The following is a 23,776-nucleotide window of genomic DNA, read 5'->3' on the forward strand; positions in this document are numbered from 1 at the left end:
CGCGTGGGCCCCTGCGCGGCCGGTGACGCGCGGCACGGACACCGGAGGACCCGTCCCGGCCTAGCGCTCGCGCCGGGCGCGCAGGACGGTGTCGTGGGTGTGGTGCGTGCCCGCCGGTGCGGGCGCGGTGCGCGCACGGGTCTCCTCGACCAGGACCGTCCAGTCCCCGCCCAGGTGCTCGGCGATGTCGGAGGGCTCGTAGAAGGCGGCGGGGTCGAAGCCGTTCTCGTGGTGCGGCGGCAGGTCGGTGAGGTCGTGGCCGGCCACGAGCAGCGTGCCGCCGGGGGCGACGGAGGCCAGCAGGCCGCGCAGCCCGGTGTGGTCCGGCTGCTTGCGCAACGGGACGTACTGGACCGAGACCAGGTCGAACGCGCCGGCCGGCGGCGGCACGGCGGCCAGGTCGGCCCGCGTCCACGCCACCCGGTCGGCCAGGTCCGCGCTCGCCTCGGCGGCGCGGCGCAGGGCGACCAGGGAGATGTCGACCGCGGTGACCAGCCATCCTCGACGGGCCAGCCAGAGGGCGTCGGCGCCTTCACCACAGCCCGCGTCGAGGGCCTGCCCGGGTTCGAGATCGGCGGCCTCGCTCACGAGCACGCCGTTGGGGTCGCCGCTGAAGAGCTGTTCGCGCTGGCCGTACTTCTCGTCCCAGTACCGGGCGTCCATGGTCCTCGTCCTCCGTGGCGGTTCGATGCGGCCGCGTGACCGCCTCGCCTGCCAATCTGCCGCGACCGCCCCCCTCTGGCACACTTCTTTGCCACAACAGCAAAGAGGTGCGAGGCCCGTGGCCTAGGACGCCGTGGCCGCCCGGGGCCGCGGGCGACGGATCCGGCGGCGCCGGAGCACGCCCTGGCGGGGCGAGAACAGGTAGGCCAGCGTGAACGCCGAGGCCTGGGCCAAAACGATCGACCCGCCCGTGGACACGTTGAGGTGGAAGCTGGCGTACACCCCGGTCACGGCCGCCAGCGCGGCCACGGCGGCGGCGATGGCCAGCATCCGCTCGAACCGGTCGGTGAGCAGGTAGGCGGTGGCGCCGGGGATGATGACCATGGCCACCACCAGGATGATGCCCACCGCCTGCAGGGCCACGACCACGGTCACCGACAGCAGGCCGAGCAGCAGTGTCTCCAGCAGGCGCGGGTTGATGCCCACGGCGTGGGCGTGGACGGGGTCGAAGGCGTACAGGGTCAGGTCGCGGTGCTTGAACCACACCACCGCCAGGACCACGGCGGCCAGGACCAGGACCTGCCAGATGTCGGCGTCGGAGACGCCCAGGACGTTGCCGAAGAGGATGTGGCCCAGGTCGGTCTGGCTGGGCACGCGCGAGACCAGGACCAGCCCCAGGGCGAACATCGTCGTGAACACCACCCCGATGACGGCGTCCTCCTTGACCCGCGAGGTGCGGTTGACCACGCCGATCAGGGCCACCGACCCGGCGCCGAAGACCAGGGCTCCCACGGCGAAGGGCAGGCCGAACAGGAAGGACAGCACGACACCCGGCAGGACGGCGTGGGAGACGGCGTCGCCCATCAGCGACCAGCCCACCAGGGTCATCCAGCACGAGAGCACCGCGCACACCACGCCCGCGACGACGGCGACCAGCAGCGCGCGCTGGACGAACTCGAACTGCAGGGGCACCGTGAACCAGTCCACGACGCCGGTGATCAGGGTGTCCACGGCGATCCCTCCTCCTGGGCCCGGACGCCGAAGGCGGCCATGAGGGTCTCGGGGCGCAGGACCTCCTCGGGGCTGCCGCGCGCGATGACGTGGCGCTGGAGCAGGACCGCCTCGTCGCACAGGGCGGGCACCTGGGCCAGGTCGTGGGTGGACACCAGCAGGGTGCGGCCGCCGTCGCGCAGCTGGAGCAGCAGTTCGGTGATGGTGGCCTCCGAGCGCTTGTCGACCCCGGCGAAGGGCTCGTCCAGGAGCAGGACGTCCGCCTCCTGGGCGATGGCGCGGGCCACGAAGGCGCGTTTGCGCTGACCGCCGGAGAGCGCGCCGATCTGGCGGTCGGCCAGGTCGGTGAGGTGGGTGCGGGCCAAGGCGTGCTCGACGGCCCGGGTGTCGGCGGGGCGGGACCGGCGGCGCGGCCCCACGTGTCCGTAGCGGCCCATCATCACCACGTCGCGCACGCGCACGGGGAAGGCCCAGTCGACCTGTTCGGCCTGGGGGACGTAGCCGAGCAGTCCGCGGCGCCGGGCGGCCGTGCCGGTGTGCCCGAGGATGCGGACCCGCCCGCTCTCGGCGGGAACCAGGCCGAGGATGGTCTTGAACAGGGTGGACTTGCCGGAGCCGTTGGTGCCCAGCAGTCCGCAGACGCGGCCGGGGGCGACGGTGAGGCCGACGTCGTCCAGGGCCAGGACGTCACCGTAGCGGACGGTGGCGCCGGTGACCTCGATGGCCGCGGTCATCTCAGCCTCCCGTGCTCTCGGTCAGCCCGGCGACGATCGCCTCGGCGTCGTACCGGAGCAGGTCGAGGTAGGTGGGGACGGGGCCGCCGCCCTCGGACAGGGAGTCGACGTAGAGGGTCTGGCCCATGGCGGCGCCGGTCTCGCGGGCCACGGCCTGCTGGGTGCCGTCGTTGACGGTGCTCTCGCAGAACAGGGCCGGTACGTCGTTGTCGCGGACGAACTCGGTCACCGCGGCGATCTGCTGGGGGGTGGGCTCGGTCTCGGCGTTGACCGGCCACAGGTAGCGCTCGGTGAGTCCGGCGTCGCGGGCCAGGTAGGGGAAGGCGCCCTCGCAGGTGACCAGGGCGCGGCGGGACTCGGGGACCGCGGCCAGTTCGGACTCCAGGTAGGCGCCGACCTCGCCGATCTCGTCCTTGTAGGCCTCGGCGGCCTCGGCGTAGTGGTCGCGGCCCTCGGGGTCGAGTTCGGTCAGGGCGTCGCGGATGTTGTCGACGTAGACCAGGGCGTTGTCGGGTGACATCCACGCGTGGGGGTTGGGTTCGCCCTCGTACTCTCCCGAAGCGATGGGGATGGTCTCGATGCCCTCGGTCAGCAGCGCGGTGGGGGCGTCCACGCGCGCGGTGAACTGCTCGAACCAGGCCTCCAGGCCCAGGCCGTTCTCCAGGATGAGGTCGGCGTCCTGGCCTCGGACGAGGTCGTCGGGGGTGGGCTCGTAGCCGTGGATCTCGGAGCCGGGCCGGGTGAGCGAGGCGACCTCGACGCGGTCGCCGCCGACGTTCTCGGCCATGTCGGCGATCACGGTGAACGTGGTCAGGACCGTGGGCCGCCCGTCGTCGGCCGGGTCCGAGCCGGCGGCGGCGGAGCAGGCGGTGCCGGCCAGGGTGAGCGCGGCGGTGGCGGCGAGCGTGGCCGACCAAGGTTTTGAAGGGGAACCATCACTAAAGTTCGGCACGCCTAACTTTTACCACAAGCGGCCCAAACTTACACATCGCAGGCGTGTCCTGACGCGATCGATCATGTGGAAACGCTAGACGGAGCCCCACCGCCCCACCGGGCGTTCCCGCCCGCCCTGCCGGTCGAGCAGCACGGGGAAGGGGACGCCGCTGCTGGCGCCCCCCTGCGGACCCCGCCCCCCCCGCCTGACGCCCGCGGGCGCGGCTCAGCCCAGCAGACGCGCCCGCAGCCGGGCGAGGTCGCGTTCGGCGACACCCGCCGCCAGGAGGTAGGACCGTGCGTCCAGGTCCCGCAGGACATCGAGTACACAGCCGCGCGGTGTCAGACCGCGCTCGGCCAGGCGGGACTCGATCACCGGCCCCTGGTCGGGCTGCCCCAGCGCGGCGAACAGCGGCGCGAGCGCGCCGGCGGACCACGCGTAGTCGTCGGCGATCGCCTCGGGCTCGACCCCGGCGAGGGCGAGCAGCAGCAGGGCGACAATCCCCGTGCGGTCGCGCCCCGCCCCGCAGTGGAAGAGGACGCCGCCGGGCCCGGACCGTGCCAGCGCGGTGACCGCCGCCGCGCACCGTTCTGGTTTGCGGTCGAGGAAGGGACGGAAGTACAGCGGGGTCCCGTGCAGCCCTCGGCGGTCGATCTCCTGCCAGAACCCGACGTCCCCGACGTCGTCCAACGGCACTTCCACGCGCACGAGACCCGGTGGCAGCGGCGCGGTGGCCGCCGACGCGGGGAACTGGGCGGCGCCGACCGGGCGTGTGGGGCCATCGCCCGTGACCGGCCGGATCTCGTCGGGATTGCGCAGGTCGACGACGGTGCGCACCCCCGCCGCGTGGGCGGCCCGCCATCCCTCGGCCGTCACGAAACGCGGGTCGGCGGAACGGAGGAAGGCTCCAGGTCTGGTGGTGACGCCGTGACGGGTGGGGAGCCCGCCGAGGTCGCGGGTGTTGACGAAGCCGTCCCAGGTGATCTGTCTGCCGTCGCCCATGACCGTCAGGTGTACCGCCTCGCGCGGCGGGCGCCAAGCACACCTGGTCACCGGCGGGGCTGAGCGTCCGCCACGTCGGTGAGCTGGCGCAGCAGGGCGTCACGGGCCCAGGCGCACCACCGCTCGGCCGTCCAGCCGCTGTGCACCGTGAACAGGGTGAACACCTCGGGACTGAGCAGTGCCAGCGCGGCGTCGGCGGCCTCGGACACCCCCAGGCCCGGACGCAGCGCTCCGCGGTCGGCCAAGGCCCCGGCGAATACCGCCTGCACCTGGCGTCGGTGTTCGACGTTGGTCCGCCACAGCTCCGCCAGCTCCGGATCGGAGCCGGCCGCTCCACGCACGACCTCGGCCAGCGGTGCCACCCGCTCCATGACCACCCTGGTCCCCTCCACCTGCAGGCGGACCTGTTCACCGGCGTCGGGGGCGTTCAGCGCCGCGCGCACCCAGGGCCGGTCCAGCGTGGCCACCGGCGCGGCGTCCCCGGCCACGGCCTGGTCGAGTGCCTCCTTCAGGACGGCCGCCTTGTTGCCGAAGGCGTAGTACACCGTCTGCGTCGCCACCCCGGCCTCCCCAGCCACGGCCTGGATGCTGGTCGCGGCGTAGCCGTGCGCGGTGAACAGCCGGGTCGCGGCGGCGGCCACCCGGGCGCGGGTGGCACGGGACCGGGCGGCCCGGCCGTCGGTGGCGGGTGCGTCCATCGCTGGGCCTCCGAAGTGTCGGGAGCTAGTAATTTATAGTAGTAATACTACAAATACTTTGGAGGCGACATGCACGCACTCGTCCTGGGCGGCTACGGCGCGGTGGGAGCCCTCACCACGGCGGCCCTTCGTGAGGCGGGCCACACCGTGTCGACGGCCGGACGCGACCCGCGCCGCGCCGACCGCCCCTGCGATCTGGCCGAGACCGGCCTGCGCGGCTACCGCGACGCGCTCGACGGCGTGGACGTGGTCGTCAACGCCTCCGGGGCCGAGGACCCGGCCCTGGTGTCGGCGGCAACGGATCGGGGCTGCGCGTTCGTCGACGCCACCGCCACCACGGACTACGTGCGCGCCCTGGAGGAGCTGCGGCCCCGCTCACCGGTCCTGCTCAGTGTCGGCCTGGCGCCGGGGCTGACCAACCTCCTGGCCGCCGCCGTGCACGACCACTCCCCCGGCGGGGACCCGCTCGACCTCGCCGTGGTCCTGGGCGCAGGTGAGGAGCACGGCGAGGCCGCCACCGCCTGGTCCCTGGGGCTGCTCGGCCGCACCTTCCCCGACCCCGCCACGGGAGCGCCGGTGCGCAACCTCACCCGGGGACGCGCCTTCGACCTGCCCGGACTGGGACGGCGCCGCCTGTACCGGGCCGACTTCAGCGACCAGCACACTCTGACCCGCGACCTCGGCCGACCGGTGCGCACCCGGTTCGGTCTGGACTCGCGCATGCTCACCGCCGGGCTCGCCCTGCTCACGCGCGTCCCCGGCGCCTCCCGCGCGGCCACCGGCATCCACGCGCTGGGCACCGACGCCTGGGTCGTCCTCGCACAGGCCGGCCGTGCCCGCCGCTGGGCGCACGGGCACGGCCAGTCGCGGGCCACCGCGCACATCACGGCGTGGGCGGCGGCACTGGTGGAGGGCCTGGACGCCGGCGTCCACCACCTGCACGAGACGGCACGCCTGGACGACCTGCCCGAGGACCTGCCCCTGACCGTGGGCGGCGCGGACCGCACCGGCTGACCGAGTGGCGGGACCCGTCCAGCGGCACCGCGCGTGTGCGCTCGCCTACACCAGTGGCCTCACGCATCGCTCGTCCCCTCGCGGGCCCGCCCGCGACGACCGGCCCTGCCATGAGAGCGGGCCCCTTCCCCGGAGATCCGATACCGGTCACGGCGGGGGCCGCGCGACGGTACTGTCGACACGGTTCCCAGCATCAGGAGGTGAGCGGTGGGCGACGCCTGGACCGCGATCGACTTCGAGACGGCCAACCAGGACCGCGCGAGCGCCTGCGCGGTCGGCCTGGTCCGGGTCCGCGGCGGCGTGGTCGTGGACCGCCTCACCACGCTGATCCGCCCGCCGGGCCCGGTCGACTTCTTCTCGCGGCACAACACCGCCGTGCACGGCATCACCGCGGCCGACGTCGTCGGCGCCCCCGGTTGGCCAGAGGTGCTGGAGCGCATCGTCGAGTTCAGCGAGGGCGGGCCACTGGTGGCGCACAACGCCGCCTTCGACATGGGCGTGCTGCGCCAGGCCAGCGAGATCAGCGGGCTCTCCCACCCGGCCTGGGACTACGCGTGCACGCTGGTGCTGTCCCGCCGCACCTGGGGCGAGCTGCCCGACCACCGGCTGCCGACCGTGAGCGCCCACGTGGGGCACACCATCACCCGGCACCACCGCGCCGACGCCGACGCCGAGGCCGCCGCGCACATCATGATCGCCGCCATGCAGCGGCACGGCACCGCGTCCCTGCCCGAGCTCGCGCGGGCATCCGGGGTGCGGCTGCGCCGGCTGGAGAGCGTGCGGGTCGACGCGTCCGCCGCGCCGCCGCCCGTGTCGGTTCCCGCCGCGGCGCCCGCGGGCGAGGACCGCTTCTCCCACTACCAGCGGGTCTCGCGCACACCGCTGCCCCAGGCCTCCCCCGACGCCGACCCCGCCGGGCCGCTGTACGGGCGCACGGTGTGCGTCTCCGGTGACCTGGAGTCGATGGACAAGCCCGAGGTGTGGCGACGCGTCGCCGAGGCGGGCGGCCATCCGGCCAAGAACGTCACCAGGAAGACCGACGTCCTCGTGGTCGGCGGCAACGCCGGCGGGGGCAAGACCGCCAAGCACCGCCAGGCCGAGACCTACCGGGAGCGGGGCCAGCGCATCGACTTCGTCACCGAGCCGGAGCTGCTCACACTCCTGGGCATGACCGCCGCCTCCTGAGGACCCGCCGGGCGCGAGGCCCGCGGGCGCGGTGGCCCCGCGTCCGGGGCGGGGCCACCGCGGCGCTGCCGGCCGCTACTTGGGGAAGCGCAGGGTCGCCCCGCTCTCACCGCTGGGCTCCCCGTGGTCGAGCATCTCGGTGAACGCGGCGTGGCCCATCACCGCCGAGCGCAGCATCACCGCGCTGGCCGGGGCCTTGAACACCGAGTCCGGCCCGCCCAGCTTGGACGGGTTGGACGTCACCATGCTCGGCTCGTCGACCGAACCCCACAGATGGGGCTCCTGGGACCGGTCGGCGCCCAGGACGAGGGTCTCCACACGCTTCTCCGACAGCATCGGCAGTGTCTCGTAGGTGCCCTTCACGGCCTGGTCGTGGGCGAGCTTCTCCTGGTAGTCGGCCAGGAAGGCGTCGTGCTTCTCCACCACGAACTCGCGCAGGGCCTGCTCGGCCGCCTCGTGCAGCCGGTCCTCGGCGTCGGTGCCGCCCCGGCCCCCCGCAATGTGCCGCACCGGGATGGTCAGGCGCCGTTCGCCGAGGTTCTCGCGCAGGTAGGCGATGGCCTCGTCGTCGCCGCCGACCAGGATCACCTCGGCGCCGACCTGGGCCACGGCCTCCCTGATGCGCTCGGCCACCGCGGCGGTGTTCTCACGCCAGAGCTCCTGCTGCACGTACTTGTTGGCGAAGCGGCCGTTGTAGCCGCTGCGGTTGCCGGGGCCGCTGCGCGTCTCCACGTCCAGTCCGCGCGTGTCCTCACCGGTGAGCTCGTCCTCGGACACGGCTCCGTGCGTGGGGTGGGCCGGGTAGCCGAACACCTTCGCGTGCACCCGGTCCAGCGCCACCAGGACGTAGGGGACCCGGCGGTCGCGGTCGACCACCAGGGGCAGGACGTCCGGTACGGGCATCCACGTCGCACTGTCGCGCTGGGGAGGGACCGCGAGGGTGTGCGCGTCCAGGAGCTGACCTTCCGAGGCGAACAGCGCCTGCCCGTGACTGCCGAACGCCCGCGAGGTGCGTTCGACCACGGCCTCCGCCAGGGCGTCGAGTGTGGCCTCGTCGGTGCCCAGTTCCGCGAGCTCGTCCCGCAGGTGCCGCCAGCGCAGCTCGATCGCCCTGTCGGCGTCGGTGGTGTCGCGGCTGGTGTCCAGGTGCACCGAGGCGACCAGGCTGTCGCTCTCGTACAGAGGTCGCAGAAAACCAAGGTCCATGATCCGCGGGGCGCGTCTCCCCCGCCCCGCCACCTCCTTTTCGGGGTCGGCCTGGGGGCCATCCTGGGCCTGATGGTGCCTTCGGTACCCACGCCACGTCGCCCCAGACACGCTCCTTGCCCAAGGATGTCCCTGACTTGCCCGGAAACCGGCCTGCGGTGACCCGGGGCTGCTTGGATGTGACCCGCGGTGGCCGATCGGAGCTGGTCGCGAACTGTCGGGTGCGGGCGGGGTACGCGTTTCTACCGTCGGTGGTGACCAAGGGAGGAGAGGGCCATGCTGGACCGGTTGAACCGGGCTCTGGAGATGATCGAGGAGGACCTCGGCGCGCCGGTGGACGTGGCGGAGTTGGCGCGGGCCGCGCTGACCTCGGAGTACCACTTCCGCCGGCTGTTCTCCGCCCTCGCCGGGATGCCGCTGTCGGAGTACGTGCGGCGCAGGCGGCTGACCCTGGCGGGCGCGGAGGTGGTGGACGGCGACGACGGCCTGCTCGACGTCGCGGTGCGCTACGGCTACGGGTCCACCGAGGCCTTCGCCCGGGCCTTTCGCGCCATGCACGGCGTCGGCCCCGGCCAGGCCCGCCGGACCGGCGCGGTGCTCACCTCCCAGCCGAGGATGACGTTTCGTCTGACCATCGAAGGGAGTTCCGCCGTGCGCTACCGCATCGTGGAGAAGGAGGCGTTCCGGCTCGTCGGAGTCCGGGCCCGGGTTCCGCTGGTGTACGAGGGGGAGAACGCGGCCATCACCGCGTTCGTCCGGGCGATCGACCCCGCGACCAACGAGGAGATCGGGCGGCTGTCCGACCAGGAGCCGCGCGGGGTCGTGTCGGTGACCGACGACGTCGACGCCCAGCGCCGCGAGGGCAGTGAGCTGGACTACTACCGGGCGGCCGCCACCTGCGCGGCCGTGCCCGAGGGGATGGACGGCCTGGAGGTGGCCGCCGGGACCTGGGCGGTCTTCCCCTCCGATGAGGGGCCGCGGACCTACCCGGAGTCCCTGCAGCGCCTGTGGGCGGACGCGTTCGCCCAGTGGTTCCCCGCCCACCCCGGGTACCGCATGGTCGAGGGCCCCTCGATCCTGCGCGTGGACGACGGCGCCGACCCCTCGGCCGCCCGGGCCGAGCTGTGGCTGCCCGTCGAGCGCGTGTAGCACCGCGGGTCCGGGGCGCCGGAGGCGGTGGGGCCGCCGGTCCCGGGCGAATCGGCCCGGGACCGGCGGCCCTGTCGCGCGCGGCGGGGCAGCCCCGGCGCCGTGTGGGCGGTGGTGGTCACGGACGGCAACACGATCGTGACGTGTCAACGGCCGGGCCTTCGGTATAAACCGACCATTCACTCCCCCGAGGACGAAGGACGACGAGGTCCATGGACTCCACCGCTGCACCGCGTTCGCTCTGGCGGCGCTATCTCGACATCCCCCTCATCTGGAAGCTGGCCGTCGCCCTGGTCGCGGGCGTCGTCGTCGGTCTGGCGATCGACCTGTCGGGCGGCGCGGCCTGGGCCCTGCCGGTCCTGGACGTCCTGGGACAGGTGTTCCTGCGGCTGCTCCAGATGCTCGTGCTCCCGCTCATCGTCACCACGCTCATCGCGGGCGTGGCGGCCGTCTCGCCCCAGCGGCTGGGCCGGATCGGCGCCAAGGTCTTCGCCCTCTACCTGCTCACCTCCGCGTTCGCGATCATGGCGGGGCTGCTGCTGGCGCTGGCGATCTCGCCCGGCACCGGGTTGCGCATGCCCGGTGAGGCCGAGGAGGCGGCCGAGGTCCCGGCCGTCAGCGAGACCTTCCTCGGCATCATCCCCGCCAACCCGTTCCAGGCCCTGGTCGAGGGCAACGTCCTGGCGGTGATGTTCGGTGCCGTCGTCTTCGGGCTGGCCCTGACGTTCATGCTCAACAGCGCCGACGAGCGGACCCGTGACCTGGGCGTGTTCCTGCGGCGCGGGGTCGACGGCGCGGTGGAGCTGGTCTTCAGGGTCATCCGCGGCGTCCTGGAGTACGCGCCCGTGGGCGTGTTCGGGCTGATCGCGCTCGTGCTGGCCGAGACCGGGCTTGACGCCGTCCGCCCGCTGCTGGAGCTGACGGGCGCGGTCTACCTGGCGATCCTGGTGCAGATCGTCGTGTACGTGCTCCTTCTCCTGCTGTTCGGCGCGGGCGTGGGCCGGTTCTTCGCCGCGGCCAAGGACCCCATGCTGACCGCCTTCGTCACCCGATCCAGCAGCGGGACGCTGCCGGTGACCTCACGGGCGGCCGAGCGCATGGGGGTCCGCGAGGGCGTGTACGGGTTCAGCCTGCCGCTGGGCGCCACCATCAACATGGACGGCACCGCGATCTACGTGGGCGCGGCCACGGTCTTCGTCGCCAACGTCGCCGGTGTCGAACTCACCCTGGCCCAGCTGGGCACGGTCGTGGTCGTGGGCGTGCTGGCCTCGGTCGGTACGGCCGGGGTCCCCGGGGCGGGACTGTTGATGCTGTCCATGGCCACCACCTCGGTCGGGCTCCCCATGGGGCCGGTGGCCCTGGTCGCGGGGATCGACGCGATCCTCGACATGGGCCGGACCATGTGCAACGTCACCGGCGACCTGACGGTGACCCGTGTGGTCGCCGCCACGGAGAAGGGGATGCTGCGGACCCCGGGCGGCTCCGGGGACGCGGACGCTCCCGGCGACACCAGCGGTGCGGGTGGCGCGGACGCATCCGGTGCTCCCGAGCAGGACCGGGCCGGGGCTCCGCCGACGGGAGCCGGCCCCGGCGAGTCCTGAACCGCCGGCTGCGACGACCGCGGGCGGGCGGGTCCGCTCACCCGCCCGCGACGCGTCGGCGTCCGGCCTCCATGAAACGGCGCAGGAGTTCGTTGAACCGGTCGGGGCGCTCCAGGTTGGGCAGGTGGCCGGCGCCCTCGATGATCTCCACGGACGAGTCGGGGACCAGCACGTGCATGGACTCGGTGAAGTCGGGCGGGGTGAACTCGTCCTCCCGGCCGACCACCAGCAGCGTGGGCGCGGAGATCCTCTTGAGCAGCGGGATGTAGTCGGGGCGCTGGGCCCGGCCCAGCAGGGCCGCGGCCGCCCCCTCGGGCGGGGCGGCGTACATCATGGCGCGCACGTGGTCGGCGACGGCGGGCAGGTCGCGCACGTTGGCGGCGCTCATCATCCCGACCAGCATGTCGTCGGTGTAGCCGCCCATGCCCTCGGTGCGCAGCCGCTCGGCGGTCTCGGCCCGGGCGCGGCGGCCCTTCTCGGTCTCGGCGTGCGGGTTGGTGGCCGCCAGGACCAGCGCGTCGACGCGGTCCGGGAAGAGCCGGTACAGCTCCAGGGCGATCTGGCCGCCCATCGACAGCCCCACCACGCCGACCACGTCCAGCCCCAGGTGGTTCAACAGGGCGGCCAGGTCGCGGGCGAAGGTGTCCAGGGTGGTGGTGCCCGGGACGACGGTGCTGCGGCCGTAGCCGCGCAGGTCGGGCGCGATCACCCGGTAGCCGCGGCCGGCCAGCGCTCGGACCTGTGGTTCCCACATGGTGTGGTCGAAGGGGTGGCCGTGGATGAACAGGAGGGGGTATCCGGTTCCACGGTCGGTGTAACTGACGCTGATCCCGCGCACTGAGGCCGTGCGCGGGCCGTCACCGTTCGCGGTGTTCCTCGTCTGGTGTGCCACAAGAACCGATGCTAGTCACCCGGGCAAGGTGCGCGACAGCCGTCGGGGGCCGGGAAAGGGGCCGACACGGCGATCGGGCCGCAGGCGGTCCCTCGACGCCTACGGCCCGTCGTGCGCCGTGACCCGCCGTCCTCGGGCACGGAGCGCGCGGCGGGCGCGTGCCCGCCGCGGTGGGTCGGAGCGCGAGAGCGCCCGACTACAGGTGTGGACGCCTGTGGCGGCGCCGGGGTTCGGCGCCGCCACAGGGCTTGGCTGGGTATGGTCGAGCGTGCGTGAGCGGGGTCCGCACGCGTACTGACGGTCCTGGGAGGGACCCCTACCAGAGGCGGTCCACGATGATCTCGGCGTCGTCGGCCTGGTACTGGTACCGGTCGGGGTAGGCGGAGCGCTGCACGCCCTGGGCCACGTCACCGATCGGCTCGTCGGCCCAGCTGCCGTCGGGGTAGACGAACTCCATCTCGTCATAGAAGGCGTCGGCCGCCCAGGTGGGGTCGAGCCGGTCCTCGTGCGAGCCGTAGTGGTCGCGCTGCTGGAACAGGCCGACGCTGTCGCGGTCGCCGCCGGGCAGGTTGTCCAGGTGGGTCTCGACGATGACGGTGGCGATCGCGATGGTGGCCGCCTCCTCGCCCAGGTCGCGGTCCTTGGCGACCTCGATGACCTCACGGGCGTTGGCGACGTGGTCGATGGTCATGTAGCCGGCCATGTCGGAGTTCAGCGAGTCGTTGAGGGCGTTGGCGGCGGCCTGGTTGGCGGACGCGGCGGCGGCGGGGCCCGTGCCGGCCAGGAGAAGTCCTCCCGTGAGGAGCACGCCGGAGGTCACCGCAAACATCGACTTGGGTATCGATCCGATAAAGTTCATACGTGCAACGTACGTGATGACCTGCCTTTTTGCCGCAGATGGAACGGGTGGGAAAGACAACACCAAGTTTGAGCAACCTCATGGTCGGGCAGGACCAACGGTTCGCGACACGTTTCGACGACCGCCGGTCCCGCCCGGCCGAGCCCTCCTCGGCCACCGCCCTAGTCGGTCACCCGGGCCGCGCCGGAGCCGCCCGGTACGGCCCCCTCATCGTCATCGCGGGGCCGGACCCGGGCCAGGGACAGGGCGACCAGCAGGTAGGGGACCGCGACCAGGGCGAAGGCCACCGCGTGCCCCACGAGTGCGTACACGCCGGCGTAGAGGCCGTAGACGGAGACGGTGAGGATGTCGGTGCCCAGGCCCGCCAGTGAGGTGACCGTGGCCCGCGCGGGGCCGGTGATGCGTGCCTGCAGCCGGGCGTCGGCGACCACGCTCAGCGTCTGGCAGGCGCCGAACCCCAGGCCCAGCAGGACCCAGCCCGCGGGCGATCCGAGCAGGGCGCCGGTGCCCACCGCCACGGCGGCCAGGGCCGCGAGGACGGCCAGGCCGATCGGCGGCAGGCGGTCGGCGGCGCCCGCGAGCAGGCCCCCGAGGGTGACCAGCGTCCATACCGCGAGCACGACCAGGGGGACGGTCCGGGCGGGCACACCGGCCTCGTCGGCCAGCAGCGGCACGTACTCGTCCAGCACGCCCCACAGCGCGGTGATCACCACGACCAGCGCGATCGCGCGGCGCAGCGGGCGGCTCGACGCCGCCTCGGCCAGCCCGCCGCGCAGGGCCGCGGCGTAGCGGGCGGTCGCGGTGCGCGGCCCCTCCGGGCGGGTGTCAGGGGCGCGGTGTTCGGGCAGGGCGAGCGCGGCCGCGCAGCACAGCGCGCACGCGGCGACACTGGCGGCCCCGATCGCGGGATATCCGCCCACGGCCATGACGGGCACGGCGAGCAGGGTGGCCGCACCCACCGCCGCCACGCCCAGGGCGCGCGCGGTGCCCATCACGCGCGCGTAGCGGTCGGCCGCGCCGCGACGGTCGAGCTCGCCGTGGACGAGTGCTTCGAAGGCTCCCGAGGACAGCGCGCCGCCCACGCCCCACAGGGCGAACCCGAGCGCGAAAGCGGTGTAGGAGGGCAGCAGCAGCCACAGGGTGAAGCCGGCGGCGGCGAGCAGGGGCGCCGCGGCGAGCAGGTGGCGGCGCGGGACCACGTCGGCCCAGGCGCCCGCGGGCACGGCGACCACGACGCCGCTCAGGGCCCAGATGACGAACAGGGAGCTGATCTGGGCCACGCTCAGGCCCGTGTCGTGGAAGAGCAGGGCGTAGAGCGGGTAGAGGAGGATGAACTCCTCGAACGCGGCGTAGGCGTAGACGGGCCGGGTCAGGCGGGACAGACGCGTGCGAGGGGCACGCGGCGGCAGCGATGGCATGGAGGTCTTTCGGTCGGGCGGACGAGGACACCGGGGCGGGTGTGCACCCGGCGGGCCTCGTGCCCGGACCGCGGACCGTGTGGAGGATCAATGTCGTCGACGCATGCCGTCAGGATACGCGCCCGGCACCGGACGGCGCGAGGGGATACGGCCGCACCCGCGCACCGGCGCGCGCTCAGCCGCGGTGGACCTCCTCGGCCCAGGCCCGCAGCCCCGCGGCGAACCCCTCGCGCTCGCTCGGGGTCAGCCGGTCGAACACGCGCAGCAGGGGACCGGCGCGGCTGGCCATGAACGCGCGCATGGTGTCCTTGTGGTCGTCGGCGAGCGCCACCAGCACCCGACGCCCGTTCTCGGGGTCGCGGTGGCGCACGACCAGGCCCACCCGGGACAGGTCGCCGACCATCTCGCTGACCGTGGACAGCCCCACCCCGAGGCGGGCCGAGAGCTCTCCCACACTGGGCTGCTGGTCGTGGGTGAGCTGGACCAGCACGGCGCCGTGCCGGGCGGTCAGGTGGTGGTCCTGGAAGAGCCGCCGCAGCTCGTCGGGCATCTCGGTGTGCGCGCGCCGGTAGTAGGTCTCCAACAGGGGGACGTACCGCAGCGCCCCCTCGACCAGCTCACGGTCGGGTACACGCGCGCCGTCGTCGGCATCCCCGTTCATGGGCCGATGGTATCGGTCCCGGGGATCGGCGCAGGTCGAACCGGGGTTCTCAGACCGGCCGGTACAGGACGGGCAGGGCGGCCATGCCGTGCTCCCGGAGCCGGCGCCGCACGAAGCGGTGCCGCGGGGACGCCCGCACCACCCGACCGTCCGCTCCCCCGGCAGGCCGCGCCGATCGCGGTCGCCGCCCCACGCGCCGCCCCGGCGCGCGGTGGCCGGTCGCGGGCCTCTCCGGCCGACTTGGCGTGCGGCACCTCGGCTCCGCGCCGGTGATGGCGCGGGGACCGGCCGACACCCGCCTGACATTCGCGAGGTGCACGGTGGAAGACTCTGGGCCATGGCCAAGACATTCGACACCATCACCGACCGGATGGCGCGGTTCCTCCTCGCCCAGCCGGTGTTCTTCGTGGGGACCGCGCCGCTGGCCGGCGACGGCCACGTCAACGTCTCCCCCAAGGGAATGAGCGGGACCTTCGCCGTCCTGGGCGAGCGCAGGGCGGCCTACCTCGACTACACGGGATCGGGCACCGAGACCATCGCCCACCTGCGGGAGAACGGCCGCATCGTGCTGATGTTCTGTGCCTTCGACGGGCCGCCCGACATCGTGCGCCTGCACGGCCGCGGCCGGGTCGTCCTGCCCTCCGACCCCGAGTTCGGCGACCTGCGGGCGCACTTCCCCAAGGAGCGCACGACCGGCCAGCGCTCGGTGATCGTGGTCGACGTCGAGCGCATCTCCGATTCCTGCGGCTTCTCCGTGCCCCTGATGGACCTGCGCGGGGAACGCGACCTGCTGGACCGCCACCACGAGCGCCAGGGCCCCGACCACTTCCCCGGCTACTGGCGCACCCGCAACGCCGCCAGCATCGACGGCCTGCCCGGCGTTCCTCCGGAGCCCGTGGGCTGACGGACGCCGCGGGGCGCCGGGCCGCTCCCGCGGGTGACTCCGTCCGGGCGCGTGCTGTGCCCTCCCGCTGACACAGCGCGACTCCGCGCGGTTCCGCGTGCCGCCACGTCCGGCAATAGCGACTTTCTGTAACCTTGTCGTCACGCAACGGGTCGAAACGTTCACCGCGCCGTAGTTGGGACGTTCCGCCTTCCGTGGCCGGATGGAGCACGGTCCCGCTCGCCACCGGCCGAGGGGCGGGACCCTCGCCGAACCTCAGGAGACCGCGCATGCCCGGTACCGTCGCCTCCCCCCACGGCTCCCCCGTCCCGACCCCCGTGCCCTCCGCCCGCACCGCGTCCGTCCGCGCGCCCGCCGCGACCCGCCGCCAGGTCCTGGTGGGCGGAGCCGTCGGCCTGGGCGCCGCCGCCCTGGTCGGCGCCGCCGCGCCCGCCGCGCACGCGGGCACCGCGCCCCGGGCGCGCTCACGCGTGTCCGACCCCTTCACCCTCGGGGTCGCCTCCGGCGACCCGCTCCCCGACGGCGTCGTGCTCTGGACCCGCCTGGCCCCCGACCCCCTGGCCGAGGACGGCCGGGGCGGCATGCCCGACCGGCCGGTCCGGGTGCTCTGGCAGGTGTCCGAGAACGAGGACTTCCGCAGGATCGCCGCCTCCGGGCAGGTCGAGACCGGCCCCGAGGCGGCGCACTCGGTCCACGTGGAGGTCAACGGCCTGCGCCCCGCGGCGACCTACTTCTACCGGTTCCGCACGGGCGGCGAGATCAGCCCGGTCGGCCGGACCAGGACCGCCCCGGCGCCGGGCTCCTCCCCCGACCGGTTCTCCTTCGCGTTCGCCAGCTGCCAGAACTACACCCAGGGCCACTACACCGCCCAAGCCCACCTGGCGCGGGAGGACCTGGACCTGGTGGCCTTCCTCGGCGACTACATCTACGAGGGCGGCGGCCAGGGCACCATCGGGCGCGGCCACCTCCCCGCCCACGAGACCACCTCGCTCGCCGACTACCGGATCAGGCACGCCCAGTACAAGACCGACGAGGGCCTGCGGGCTGCGCACGCCGCCTTCCCCTGGGCGGTGGTCTTCGACGACCACGAGGTCGAGAACAACTGGGCGGACGACACCTCCTACGAGGCGGACGTGGACCCGAGGGAGTTCCTGCGCCGGCGCGCCCGCGCCTTCCAGGCCTACTACGAGCACATGCCGCTGCGCTCGTCCCAGCGCCCGGACGGGCCGGACCAGCGGCTGTTCCGCCGGCTCTCCCACGGCGACCTCGTCGACCTGCACCTGCTCGACACCCGCCAGTACCGCAGCGCCCAGGTCGAGGACGGCGAGCGCGACGACCCCGACCGGACGCTGCTCGGACGGCGGCAGCGCGAGTGGCTCTTCGACGGACTGGCGCGCTCGCGGGCGCGCTGGAACGTGCTGGCGCAGCAGGTCTTCTTCTCCCAGCGCGACTTCGCCGGCGGCGGGGAGACCGCCTTCAGCGACGACGCCTGGGACAACTACCGGGTGGAGCGAGACAGCGTCCGCGACCGGCTCGCCCGCTCCGCCAACCCGGTCGTGGTCACCGGTGACGTCCACGCCAACTACGTCTGCGACGTCAAGGCCGACTTCGACGACCCGGACTCGGCCACCGTGGCCACCGAGCTGGTGGGCACGTCCTTCACCAGCGGCGGCGACGGACTCGACCAGCGCCCCACGGACGCCGTCCAGCTCAGGGAGAACCCGCACATCCACTACCTCAACCGCCGGCGCGGCTACGTGCGCAACGTGGTCACGCCCACCGAGTGGACCGCCGACTACCGGGTCGTGGACTACGTGAGCGAGCCCGGGGCACCGATCGGCGACCTGGCGCGGTTCGTCATCGACGAGGGCGTCCCCGGCGTGCGACCGCGCGGCTGACCGCCGGCCGGACCCGCCGAGCGGCCGCGGCGGGGGTCCTACTTGGCGTCCGGGCTGATCCACAGGGCCTCGGCGGCGACGAGCCCCAGGTCCTGTGGCCGCTCGGGCGCGCCCTCGCCGGGGCGCACGGCGATCTGCAGCGATCCGGCGAAGGTCTGGCGCTTGAGGACCTCCACGGTCATGCCGATGCCGATGTCGATGTCGGCGAGGTAGCGCAGGAGGTCGGGGTCGGTGTCGTTGACCCGTACGATCACGCCGCGGGTGCCCTGCTCGGCCTCCGCCAGCAGGAAGGACTCGCGCTCGACGATGTCGCCCTCGCGGGTGGGGATGGGGTCGCCGTGCGGGTCCACGACCGGGTCGCCCAGGTGAGCGGCGATCCGGTCGACGAACTTGTCCGACACCACGTGTTCGAGGATCTCGGCCTCGTCGTGCACCTCGTCCCAGGAGTAGCCGAGTTCGGCGACGAGGTAGGTCTCCAGCAGCCGGTGCCGACGCAGGACCGCGAGCGCGGCCCGGGTGCCGGACTCGGTGAGGCTGACCGCGCCGTAGCGCTGGTGCTCCACCAGGCCCATGTCGCTCAACTTGCGGAGCATGCCCGAGACCGAGGAGTTGGACACCGACAGCCGTTCGGCCATCCCGGAGATCGTCACCGGGCCGGTGCCGCGCTCCTGGAGGTCGTAGATGACCTTCACGTAGTCCTCCGCCGACGTGGACGGTCGTGTCGGTGTGTCTCCCATGTCCGTTACCGTATCGCGTGCCGTCGCAGGTCGAACATGGCCGTTCCGCAGCCTGTGGACGGTCTCAGACGCGGATCCCCTCGCGCGGCGCGTCCGGGACCGGACGTCGGCGCGAGAGGGTCCGCGCCATCGGGAGCGTCCTACCTACCCCCAGACCTCCTCGGCGGTCTCCACGATCAGCCGCAGCTTGGCGACCTGCTCGTCGTAGGTGAGGTCGTTGCCCTCGAAGGTGGAGGAGAACCCGCACTGGGGCGACAGGCACAGCTGCTCCAGCGGCACGTGGCGGGCGGCCTCCTCGATCCGGCGCTTGAGCTCGTCCTTGCTCTCCAGCTCGCCCCGCTTGGTGGTGACCAGGCCCAGGACGACGAACTTGCCCTCGGGGACGAAGCGCAGCGGCTCGAACCCGCCCGAGCGCTCGTCGTCGAACTCCAGGAAGAACCCGTCGACCGCCAGCTCGTTGAACAGCTCCTCGGCGACGTGGTCGTAGCCGCCGCGCGCCACCCAGGAGGAGCGGAAGTTGCCCCGGCACATGTGGGTGGTGACCCGCATCCCCTCGGGGCGGTCGGCCAGCGCCGCGTTCATCTGTCGGATTTGACGTCCTCCCCCGTCGTGATCGATGGGGATTGCCACCCGCCCTCGCAGGCAGGTGGTGCTCGCGCCTCACGGCGTTCGCTGGTTCCTGTTTCGCCGGGTCCCGCTAGCCGTCACGCGGCTGGTCCTACGGTCCCTCCGCAGGCGTTCTTCCTGTCGGCCCGTCCGGCCGCCAGGACGATACGGGCCGCATTCACGTCCCGGTCGTGGATGGTCTTGCACGCTTTACAGGTCCATTCGCGCACGTGCAACGGTTTGGGCCCGTCGACGGCCCAGCACTCCGAACAGGTCTGCGAGGAGGGCAGCCAACGGCCCACCTTCGAAAAGACGCGCCCGTACCGGAAGGATTTGTACTCCAGCATGTTCACGAACGCCGACCATCCGGCGTCGTGCACACTCTTGGCCATACGGGTGCGCCCCAAGGCCTTCACCGACAGGTCCTCCACGTGGATTGCTTGGTTCTCGCGTACCAGCGTGGTGGACAGCTTGTGGTGGAAGTCCTTACGCGCGTCGGCCACCCCGGCGTGCGCGCGGGCGACCCTGTGGCGGGCCTTCTCCTTGTTGTTGGACCCCTTGGCCTTGCGGGACAGGTCCCGCTGGGCCTTCCTGAGCTTGCGTTCAGCGCGGCGCAGAAACCTCGGGTTGGTGACTGTGGTCCCGTCCGACAGGACCGCGAAGTGGGTCAGACCCAGGTCGATCCCGACCTCGGGCGTCGTCTCGGGCAGCATCTCGTCGGCGGTCGTCTCCACCACGAAAGAGGCGAAGTACCGGTCGGCGGCGTCCTTGATCACGGTGACCGAGGTCGGTGCCGAGGGAAGGTTCCGCGACCACCTCACCTTCACGTCCCCGACCCTGGGCAGGGACAGCTTCCCCGCTGGGGTGATCCTCCACCGGGCGTTGGCGGTGAACCGGGCCGACTGGCGGTTGTCGCGGCGGGACTTGAACCGGGGTGCACCCACCTTCGGTCCTTTGCGTGTTCCGGTCTTGGAGTCCTCGTGGGCCGCCCACGCCCTGTCCAGGTCCCGCAACGCCTGCTGGAGCGGGATCGCCGACACCTGCGAGAGCCACGTGCGTTCGGGGGTCTGCTTCGCCTGGGTGATCAGGGCCTTGGACAACTCGGTGTTCTTGGGCACTCGCTGGTAGGGGCCCTCAGCGGTCCTCGCCTTCGGGGATCCGAGCAGCTTGTTGGACGCCTTGACCGGAGCGGTCCGCTCCAAAGCGTCGTTGAACACCACCCGCACACACCCGAACAACCGGGTCAGCGCGGCGCGCTGGTCCCCGTCCGGGTAGAGGCGGTACTGGTATCGGAGCTGCACGTTCCGCACCATCGCACCCGCCTACGACAGACCGGGACCGCTCGCCTGGACGGGCTGGCGCGAGTTCAAATCCCATGAACGGGGCGCAGGAGGCTGCCGACGTGGTCGGCGCGAAAGGGCGGCAGTGACATGGGTGGCATGCGTTCTCTTTCCCTTCGTGGTGGCGGTGGCCGACTCCCCGGGCCCCGTTCAGGGGGCGAAGTCGGGATCGGGGGCGACCGTGACGTCCAGGAGCAGCGGGGTGTCGCGCTGGGCCAGGCCGGCGGTGGCCTCGTCCAGCGCCCGGCACAGCTCGGCGTGCGTGGCGACCTCCACGGCCGGGCAGCCCAGTCCGCGGGCCAGCGCGGCCAGGGACACCTCGGGGAAGCCGGGCCAGGGCGCCTTGCCGCCGCCGTGCTCGGCCAGGCGGTCCATCACGGCGTAGCGGCCGTTGGAGAGCACGACGAAGAGCACACCGACGCGGTAGCGGGCGGCGCTCCACAGGGCTTGGACCTGGTAGAGCGCCGAACCGTCGCCGACCACCGCCACCACCGGGCGGGCCGGGTCGGCCATGCGCAGGCCGGTCGCCGCGGGCAGGGCGAAGCCCAGGCCGCCCATGGCCGCCGACAGGAATCCCAGGGGCGCCCGGGCGGGCAGCAGGCGGTGCAGCCGCGGCCGGCTGGAGGGGGTCTCCTCGACCACGGCGGTGTCCGCCGCGATCCGTTCGGCCAGCGCCGCCAGGACGTGTGCCGCGCGCAGGGGTTCTCCCTCGGCGGGCGGAGCCGGTACCTCCGGGTCCGCCGCCGGGGCGGTGCGGATCGGCGCGGGAGCGTCGGGACGCTCCTCCACCAGGGCGGCCACCGCGGCCGTGAAGGGGGCCACGGGAGCGATGACGGCGAGGTCGGCCGCAGCGCGGTGGGCCTCGCCGGGATCCTCACCGACCATGGCCAACTGGGTTCCGGGGTCGAGGAGGGGCCCCTCGGCGTAGATGTACTGGCGCAGCGCGGGGGCGCCGACCACCAGGACGGCGTCGTGCCCGCGCAGGGCCGCGCGCAGCCTGGAGCGCTCGGCCGGAAGGTGGCCGGCGAAGAGGGGGTGGTCCTGGGGGAAGCCGGCGCGGGCTCCGAAGCTCTCCTGGAAGACCGGTGCGCGCAGCCGTTCGGCGAGGCCGGTCAGGGCCCGCCAGGCGGGCGCGCTGTCGGCTCCGGCGCCCACGACCAGCGCCGGGGAGCGCGCCCCGTCCAGGAAGGCGGCGATCTCGGTGGCGGCCGCGTCGTCGGGGGCCACGTGCAGCGGGCGCGCCACCCGGGCGGGGGCCGCGCGGGGCTGGTCGGGGTCCATCGGCCGGTCCCAGTCGTCCATGCACACCACGACGAGCACGGGTCCGCGGCCCTGGACCGCCTCGTGGTGGGCGCGGGCCACGGCCCCGGGCACGTCCTGGGCGCGCACCGGCTGGTGGACGGCGACCGGGTAGTCCCCGGCCAGGCCCTCCAGGCGTCCGGCCAGGAAGGGCTCGTGGGCGAGGTGGCGCCGGTCCTGCTGGCCGACCAGGACCACGAGCGGGGCGCGGTTGACGCGGGCGGTGGCCAGTGCGCCGACCGCGTTGCCGAGCCCGGCGGTGGTGTGCAGCTGGACGAGAGCGGGGCGCTCGCGGGCCAGCGCCCAGCCGGTGGCCATGCCCACGACGGAGCCCTCGTGCAGGCCGAGGACGAAGTCGATGTCGTCGGGCAGGTCCACCAGGAAGGGGACCTCGGTGGATCCGGGGTTGGCGAAGACCGTGGTCAGGCCGAGTTCGCGCAGGAGCCGCAGGGTGTGGTCGCGGACCGTCTCGGGGGACCGGTGGTGGTCGGGCACGTGGTGGCTCCCGGGGTCAGCGGTACAGGGCGGCCAGGTCGGGCTCGGAGTCGACGATCCCGTCCTCGACCATGAGGTCGGCCAGGACGCCGATGGACTCCTCGTTGACCTCGGCGGGCCAGCGGGGCATCCGGACCTCGCCCAGGAGTTCCTCGTCGATCTCGGTGTAGGTGGTGACGATCCGTCGGACCTCGTCGGGGTTGGCCTCGGCGTAGGCGAGGGACTCGCGCAGGGCGGCGTCCAGGTCGTCGATGAGTTCGGGTTCCTCGGCGATCATCTGCTCGGAGGTGAAGTAGGTCGCCACGGTCAGTTCGGGGTGGGTGTCCACGAAGTTGGAGGCGATCTCGCGGTGGCCGGCCTCGATGGCCATGGTGGTGAACGGCTCGACCAGCCAGACGGCGTCGACCTGCTCGTTCTCCAGGGCGGGGGCCATGTCGGGCAGGGCCATCTCGACGAACTCGACGGTGGAGGGGTCGCCGCCGGCCTGGCGCACGGACTCGCGGACGGTGGTGTCGCCGATGTTGAGCAGGTTGTTGGCGGCGACGGTGAGGCCCTCCAGGTCGGCGGCGGTCTCCACGGGGCTGTCGTCGAGGACGAACACGCCGCTGAAGTCGGCGCCCTGCTCTCCGTTGGTGGCCACGCCGTTGGAGAAGACCTTCAGGGGAAGGCCCTGGTCGCGGGCGACCATCAGGGAGACGACGTTGCCGAAGGCGAACTCGAAGTTGCCGCTGATCACGCCGGGGATGGCGGCGGCGCCGCCCGAGCCGGGCTCGATGGCCAGGTCGATGCCGCGTTCGGCGAAGAACCCCTGCTCCACCCCCAGGTGCAGGGGTGCGACGTCGACGATGGGGATGGCTCCGGCGGTGACCTCGCGCAGTTCGCCGTCGCCGGTCCCGTCCTGGCCCGCACCGCCGCAGGCCGTGGCGAGGAGCAGGACGGTGGCGGCGCCGAGGGCGCTCACGTGTGGACGCATGTGTCGCTCCTGAGTCGGTCGGCGGTCGGGGGTGTCGCGCCCGCGGCCGGGGACCGGCGGGGGTGGCGCGCGCTTCCACGACGACCCAAAGGTGTACGTTTTGCGAACGAGTGTTCCGAGAGCGAACGTAAGTGATGCAGCTCACTCCGGTCAAGAGGTGCGGGGAAGGACGAATCCGCGCCAGCCCGGCCGCGGCCCTCCGGGTGCTCGTGGGGTGTCTCACCTGTGCGGCCGCGCGGGCGTCCTCCCTCGCGGCGGGGCGGCGGCCTCCCGGTCTCACCCGACCCCCTCCGCGGACGTGCCCTGCGACAGAGGATCTGCCAGGCGACGGGAACCCCTGTCCTGTCGGCCATCCTGCGTCAGGCGACGTCCGCGGGGCCACCCGAATTCGCGTTTGGGCAGGTCAGGGGTTTGTGTTCGCGGTGATCCGAGCTATGATTCGTACATAAGTTCGATTTCGGCACTTCTTCCCCATGGGTCACGCCAGCACCCGTGCC

Annotated in this window: 22 protein-coding genes; 6 read left to right on the forward strand and 16 right to left on the reverse strand. The window is 73.1% G+C overall.

The genetic code is table 11. The features are described from left to right. Positions 1–60: 60 nt before the first annotated feature. From ADL05_RS13675 to ADL05_RS13700, 6 genes are all read right to left on the reverse strand, one after another. Entirely contained in the window at positions 61–663 is a 603-nt protein-coding gene (locus ADL05_RS13675) for a bifunctional 2-polyprenyl-6-hydroxyphenol methylase/3-demethylubiquinol 3-O-methyltransferase UbiG (protein ID WP_053617331.1), read from the reverse strand. 123 nt (positions 664–786) lie between these two features. Then, positions 787–1,674 carry a metal ABC transporter permease gene (locus ADL05_RS13680; RefSeq protein WP_053617332.1) on the reverse strand — a complete coding sequence of 296 codons (888 nt, stop codon included), beginning with the start codon at positions 1,672–1,674 and terminating at the stop codon, positions 787–789. Beyond that, a complete protein-coding gene (locus tag ADL05_RS13685; RefSeq protein WP_053617333.1) occupies positions 1,662–2,408 on the reverse strand; it encodes a metal ABC transporter ATP-binding protein in 747 nt (248 codons plus the stop codon). Before ADL05_RS13685 ends, ADL05_RS13680 begins: the two co-directional genes overlap by 13 nt. 1 nt (position 2,409) lies before the next feature. Continuing rightward, positions 2,410–3,360 carry a metal ABC transporter substrate-binding protein gene (locus tag ADL05_RS13690; RefSeq protein ID WP_053617334.1) on the reverse strand — a complete coding sequence of 317 codons (951 nt, stop codon included), beginning with the start codon at positions 3,358–3,360 and terminating at the stop codon, positions 2,410–2,412. Positions 3,361–3,567: 207 nt separating this feature from the next. Beyond that, positions 3,568–4,344, reverse strand: a complete 777-nt coding sequence (locus ADL05_RS13695; protein ID WP_053617335.1) for a tyrosine-protein phosphatase — start codon at positions 4,342–4,344, stop codon at positions 3,568–3,570. A 47-nt stretch (positions 4,345–4,391) separates the two neighbouring features. Further along, complete coding sequence (locus ADL05_RS13700) at positions 4,392–5,042, reverse strand: TetR/AcrR family transcriptional regulator (RefSeq protein ID WP_053617336.1); 651 nt, start codon at positions 5,040–5,042, stop codon at positions 4,392–4,394. A 69-nt stretch (positions 5,043–5,111) separates the two neighbouring features. On the opposite strand from ADL05_RS13700, the gene ADL05_RS13705 reads away from it, so the two are divergent. Beyond that, a complete protein-coding gene (locus ADL05_RS13705) occupies positions 5,112–6,056 on the forward strand; it encodes a saccharopine dehydrogenase (RefSeq protein ID WP_053617337.1) in 945 nt (314 codons plus the stop codon). A gap of 207 nt (positions 6,057–6,263) precedes the next feature. After that, positions 6,264–7,241: an exonuclease domain-containing protein gene (locus ADL05_RS13710; protein WP_053617338.1), complete on the forward strand. Its 978-nt coding sequence runs from the start codon at positions 6,264–6,266 to the stop codon at positions 7,239–7,241. A 75-nt stretch (positions 7,242–7,316) separates the two neighbouring features. Here the strand turns inward: ADL05_RS13710 and ADL05_RS13715 are convergent, their stop codons facing one another. After that, positions 7,317–8,447 carry a hypothetical protein gene (locus tag ADL05_RS13715; protein ID WP_053617339.1) on the reverse strand — a complete coding sequence of 377 codons (1,131 nt, stop codon included), beginning with the start codon at positions 8,445–8,447 and terminating at the stop codon, positions 7,317–7,319. A gap of 276 nt (positions 8,448–8,723) precedes the next feature. On the opposite strand from ADL05_RS13715, the gene ADL05_RS13720 reads away from it, so the two are divergent. Beyond that, complete coding sequence (locus tag ADL05_RS13720; RefSeq protein ID WP_053617340.1) at positions 8,724–9,596, forward strand: AraC family transcriptional regulator; 873 nt, start codon at positions 8,724–8,726, stop codon at positions 9,594–9,596. A gap of 212 nt (positions 9,597–9,808) precedes the next feature. Then, positions 9,809–11,197: a dicarboxylate/amino acid:cation symporter gene (locus tag ADL05_RS13725; RefSeq protein WP_053617341.1), complete on the forward strand. Its 1,389-nt coding sequence runs from the start codon at positions 9,809–9,811 to the stop codon at positions 11,195–11,197. 37 nt (positions 11,198–11,234) lie between these two features. On the opposite strand, the gene ADL05_RS13730 is transcribed toward ADL05_RS13725, so the two are convergent. The 4 genes from ADL05_RS13730 to ADL05_RS13745 all read right to left on the reverse strand — a co-directional run bounded on the left by ADL05_RS13730 (position 11,235) and on the right by ADL05_RS13745 (position 15,027). Next, the gene (locus ADL05_RS13730; protein WP_053617342.1) at positions 11,235–12,089 is read right to left on the reverse strand and encodes an alpha/beta fold hydrolase; all 855 of its coding nucleotides are present in this window, start codon (positions 12,087–12,089) and stop codon (positions 11,235–11,237) included. 316 nt (positions 12,090–12,405) lie between these two features. Continuing rightward, complete coding sequence (locus tag ADL05_RS13735) at positions 12,406–12,948, reverse strand: hypothetical protein (RefSeq protein WP_231640740.1); 543 nt, start codon at positions 12,946–12,948, stop codon at positions 12,406–12,408. A gap of 161 nt (positions 12,949–13,109) precedes the next feature. Beyond that, positions 13,110–14,366, reverse strand: coding sequence for an MFS transporter (locus ADL05_RS13740; protein ID WP_053617344.1), 1,257 nt, complete (start codon positions 14,364–14,366; stop codon positions 13,110–13,112). Between the two features lie 175 nt (positions 14,367–14,541). Beyond that, complete coding sequence (locus ADL05_RS13745; RefSeq protein ID WP_053617345.1) at positions 14,542–15,027, reverse strand: MarR family winged helix-turn-helix transcriptional regulator; 486 nt, start codon at positions 15,025–15,027, stop codon at positions 14,542–14,544. Positions 15,028–15,364: 337 nt separating this feature from the next. Here ADL05_RS13745 and ADL05_RS13750 point away from each other — a divergent pair, with 337 nt between their 5' ends. Further along, positions 15,365–15,931 carry a pyridoxamine 5'-phosphate oxidase family protein gene (locus tag ADL05_RS13750; protein ID WP_053617346.1) on the forward strand — a complete coding sequence of 189 codons (567 nt, stop codon included), beginning with the start codon at positions 15,365–15,367 and terminating at the stop codon, positions 15,929–15,931. Between the two features lie 269 nt (positions 15,932–16,200). Then, positions 16,201–17,829: an alkaline phosphatase gene (locus ADL05_RS13755; RefSeq protein ID WP_053617347.1), complete on the forward strand. Its 1,629-nt coding sequence runs from the start codon at positions 16,201–16,203 to the stop codon at positions 17,827–17,829. 38 nt (positions 17,830–17,867) lie between these two features. On the opposite strand, the gene ADL05_RS13760 is transcribed toward ADL05_RS13755, so the two are convergent. From ADL05_RS13760 to ADL05_RS13780, 5 genes are all read right to left on the reverse strand, one after another. Further along, positions 17,868–18,566, reverse strand: a complete 699-nt coding sequence (locus ADL05_RS13760; RefSeq protein WP_082376376.1) for a metal-dependent transcriptional regulator — start codon at positions 18,564–18,566, stop codon at positions 17,868–17,870. A gap of 144 nt (positions 18,567–18,710) precedes the next feature. Next, positions 18,711–19,148, reverse strand: coding sequence for a hypothetical protein (locus ADL05_RS13765; RefSeq protein WP_231640741.1), 438 nt, complete (start codon positions 19,146–19,148; stop codon positions 18,711–18,713). 122 nt (positions 19,149–19,270) lie between these two features. After that, positions 19,271–20,473 (reverse strand): RNA-guided endonuclease TnpB family protein, encoded by a 1,203-nt coding sequence (locus ADL05_RS13770; RefSeq protein WP_053617442.1) that lies wholly within the window; start codon positions 20,471–20,473, stop codon positions 19,271–19,273. 189 nt (positions 20,474–20,662) lie between these two features. Beyond that, a complete protein-coding gene (locus tag ADL05_RS13775; protein WP_053617349.1) occupies positions 20,663–22,306 on the reverse strand; it encodes a thiamine pyrophosphate-dependent enzyme in 1,644 nt (547 codons plus the stop codon). A gap of 16 nt (positions 22,307–22,322) precedes the next feature. After that, positions 22,323–23,279 carry an ABC transporter substrate-binding protein gene (locus tag ADL05_RS13780; RefSeq protein WP_053617350.1) on the reverse strand — a complete coding sequence of 319 codons (957 nt, stop codon included), beginning with the start codon at positions 23,277–23,279 and terminating at the stop codon, positions 22,323–22,325. Positions 23,280–23,776: the final 497 nt, after the last annotated feature.

It is taken from the genome of Nocardiopsis sp. NRRL B-16309 (assembly GCF_001279585.1).
Lineage (GTDB): Bacteria > Actinomycetota > Actinomycetes > Streptosporangiales > Streptosporangiaceae > Nocardiopsis.